This window comes from Pseudomonas sp. 24 E 13 (assembly GCF_900004715.1).
In the GTDB taxonomy this organism is placed as follows: Bacteria; Pseudomonadota; Gammaproteobacteria; order Pseudomonadales; family Pseudomonadaceae; genus Aquipseudomonas; species Aquipseudomonas orientalis_A.
The window spans coordinates 53,362-56,327 of the sequence record NZ_CVTO01000107.1 but is presented as its reverse complement, the minus strand read 5'-3'; the positions used below and the strand labels follow the sequence as shown (position 1 = coordinate 56,327).

Sequence of the window (2,966 nt, the reverse complement as noted above, 5' to 3'; positions counted from 1 at the left end):
GTCCTGCCGGGTTGCCCACGGATTCAAGCCTGCGTTCGGCCAGCGTGGTTTGACGGGGCGCCTGAGATCATAAGCAGATCAAGATCAAGAGCGACTCGCTTCGCATCGTGGTTACGGTTGGCGTTGCTGAGTTGTGTAGATACTTTGGCTATCGGGGGCAAGCCCCCTCCCACATTGACTGCATGCGGGATTGGGATTTTGGTTATTAATAAATAGCTTCTTATTCCTTAACGAATATAAACCGCGTCCCTATACTGGTCAGCAACGTTAAACGCTGCAGGAGGGCACACCCATGCACAGCGAGTCGATTCGTTACCTGATCGTGCCGGGCTGGCAAGGATCGCCAGAAGAACATTGGCAAAGTCACTGGCAGAACAGCCTGCCCAACAGTGCGCGCGTGGAGCAGGATGATTGGCTGACCCCGCGCCGCGCAGACTGGGTGGCCGCGCTGGCCGAGGCCATCGCCGCCGACAGCACGCCGGTGATCCTGATCGCCCATAGCCTGGGTTGCATCACCGTGGCGCACTGGGCGGCCACCGCGCCTGTGCAGTTCCTGCGTCAGGTACGCGGTGCCTTGCTGGTGGCGCCGGCGGATGTCGAACGTCCGGCTTGTGCCCCCGCCCTGCGCAACTTTGCGCCGATTCCTACCGACCTGTTGCCGTTTCCCAGCCAGGTGGTCAGCTCCGACAACGACAGTGCCGTCAGTGCGCCACGGGCGTTGGAGCTGGCGCGTCATTGGGGGGCTGAAGCCGGCATATTGTCGGGCGCCGGGCATATCAATGTGAAGTCCGGCCATCAGCGCTGGGAGCAGGGATTCGCCTACCTCTATCGCCTGCAAAGTCGCCTCGAGCATCACGCGCGACGCCGCGCATAAAATATTTCAACGCCCCGTCCCTTGAGTGGATGGGGCGGGAGCCTGCCATGAGTCTGCATGAAACCTACGGCCAGCCGTTGCTGACCTTCCCCGACGCCGAAAAAAGCCCGCTGAGCATCCGCGCCAAAGCGTTGGTGTTCGTCGATCCACGTTCGCGGCAGCTGCGCGAAGACCTGGAAAATCTGGCACCGCGTGCATTGCCCGTGTTGATTCATGGCGAGACGGGGAGCGGCAAGGAGTTGCTGGCGCGGCATATCCACCGCGGCAGCGACCGCACGGGCCTGTTTGTGTCGGTCAACTGCGGTGCGATCAGCCCGACGTACGCCGACGCGGAATTGTTCGGCTATGCCGCCGGCAGCCACAGCGGCGCTGCGAGCAGCCGGGCCGGGTGGTTCGGTTCGGCCAATGGCGGCACTTTGTACCTGGATGAAATCGGCGATTTGCCGTTGCCGATCCAGGTCAAGTTGCTCGCCGCCCTGGAAAACCACGAAGTCACCCGCGTCGGCGCCCAGCAGCCAAGCCCGGTGGACGTGCGCCTGGTGGCAGCCACCAGCATCGACCTGGCCCAGGCGGTGGCGGCGGGCAAGTTTCATGAGCGCCTGTTCCATTATTTGAGCGAAGGTCAATTGGACCTGCCGGCGCTGCGCGAGCGGGTCGGCGACATCCTGTCCCTGGCCGAATACTTCCTGGGTATCTACAGCCAGCGCCTGGACCTGCCGGTGCCGCTGATCAGCGACGCCGCCCAACGCGTGCTGGAACATCACAGCTGGCCGGGCAATACCCGTGAGCTGGAAAACGTCATTCACTTTGCGCTGTTGGTGAGCAGCGGCGATGAAATTCTGCCCGAGCATCTGAACTTGCCCAGCGCCGGCTCGCCGTTGGAGCAGGTGCAGCGGATTTTCGCGAGTGCCAGCCCTGCGGAACAGGAGACGCTGCGAACATTCCTGTATGAGCAAAATGGAATATCAACGTGAATAAAAGATATTGTTCGGGAATAAAAAATCTAGGTATTGTCCACTCCACGCCGCGATAGCACTTCGCTGGCACCTCACATGAAAACGGTCGTTAGAAGGACATTGCATGAAAAAGGTTCTGTTGTTTACCGCACTGGCGGCTGCCCTGACGGCCAGCTTCGCCCAGGCCAACGAGAAACTGGTGGTGGCCGCCACCCCGATCCCGCACGCCGAAATCCTCGAGCTGATCAAGCCAACCCTGGCCAAGGAAGGCGTGGACCTGCAGATCAAAGTCTTCACCGACTACGTACAGCCCAACGTGCAAGTGGCCGAGAAACGCCTGGACGCCAACTACTTCCAGACCCTGCCGTACCTGGAAAACTTCAACAAAGGTAAAGGCACCAACCTGGTGACCGTGGTCGGCGTACACGTCGAGCCCATCGGTGGCTACTCGAAAAAAATCAAGAATATTTCCGAGCTCAAAGATGGCGCCACCGTGGCCATCCCGAACGAAGGCTCCAACAGTGGCCGCGCCCTGTTGCTGCTGCAGAAGAGCGGTCTGATCACCCTGAAAGACCCGACCAACGCGTTGTCCACGCCGAAGGACATCAAGGACAACCCGAAAAACCTCAAATTCAAGGAGCTGGAATCGGCTCTGCTGCCACGCGTACTCGACCAGGTCGACCTGGACGTGATCAACACCAACTACGCGCTGGAAGCCGGCCTGAATCCGGCCAAGGATGCGCTGATCATCGAAGACGCCAAGTCGCCTTACGTGAACTTCCTGGTCGCTCGCCCGGACAACAAGGACAGCGACGCTATCCAGAAACTGTCCAAGGCGCTGACCAGCCCGGAAGTCAAAGCCTTCATCGAGAAGAAGTACAGCGGCGCGGTCGTGCCGGCGTTCTGATGTAAGCCAAAACCCCCTTCAAGGTTTCAACGCCGGCGGCTATTACAGCGTCGGCGTTTTTTTGTGCCGGAGATTTGTAACACAACCAGAAATGTGGGAGGGGGCTTGCCCCCGATGGCGGCCTCAGGGCCGACCAGGATGTTGGATCAGACCGAGTAAATATCCGTTTCTGCGGTAACGGCCACTTAGGGTTCCGCCCTGACGGCGGCTCACTTTTGAAAAGCGCAAA

3 protein-coding genes are annotated in these 2,966 nt (G+C 60.0%); all 3 read left to right on the top strand.

All coding sequences use genetic code 11. The annotated features are described in order from the left end of the window. Positions 1-292 precede the first annotated feature (292 nt). The 3 genes from BFP90_RS10330 (at position 293) to BFP90_RS10320 (ending at position 2,737) form a co-directional block, all read left to right on the top strand. A complete protein-coding gene (locus tag BFP90_RS10330; protein WP_065896591.1) occupies positions 293-874 on the top strand; it encodes an alpha/beta hydrolase in 582 nt (193 codons plus the stop codon). Positions 875-921: 47 nt separating this feature from the next. Further along, positions 922-1,848 carry a sigma 54-interacting transcriptional regulator gene (locus BFP90_RS10325; protein WP_065893818.1) on the top strand — a complete coding sequence of 309 codons (927 nt, stop codon included), beginning with the start codon at positions 922-924 and terminating at the stop codon, positions 1,846-1,848. Positions 1,849-1,954: 106 nt separating this feature from the next. Further along, complete coding sequence (locus tag BFP90_RS10320) at positions 1,955-2,737, top strand: MetQ/NlpA family ABC transporter substrate-binding protein (RefSeq protein ID WP_065893817.1); 783 nt, start codon at positions 1,955-1,957, stop codon at positions 2,735-2,737. The last annotated feature ends 229 nt before the right edge of the window (positions 2,738-2,966 follow it).

Coding starts and splice junctions, on each gene's coding strand:
- BFP90_RS10320 (WP_065893817.1), top strand. CDS start 1,955: ATGAAAAAGGTTCTGTTGTTTACCGCACTGGCGGCTGCCCTGACGGCC.
- BFP90_RS10330 (WP_065896591.1), top strand. CDS start 293: ATGCACAGCGAGTCGATTCGTTACCTGATCGTGCCGGGCTGGCAAGGA.
- BFP90_RS10325 (WP_065893818.1), top strand. CDS start 922: ATGAGTCTGCATGAAACCTACGGCCAGCCGTTGCTGACCTTCCCCGAC.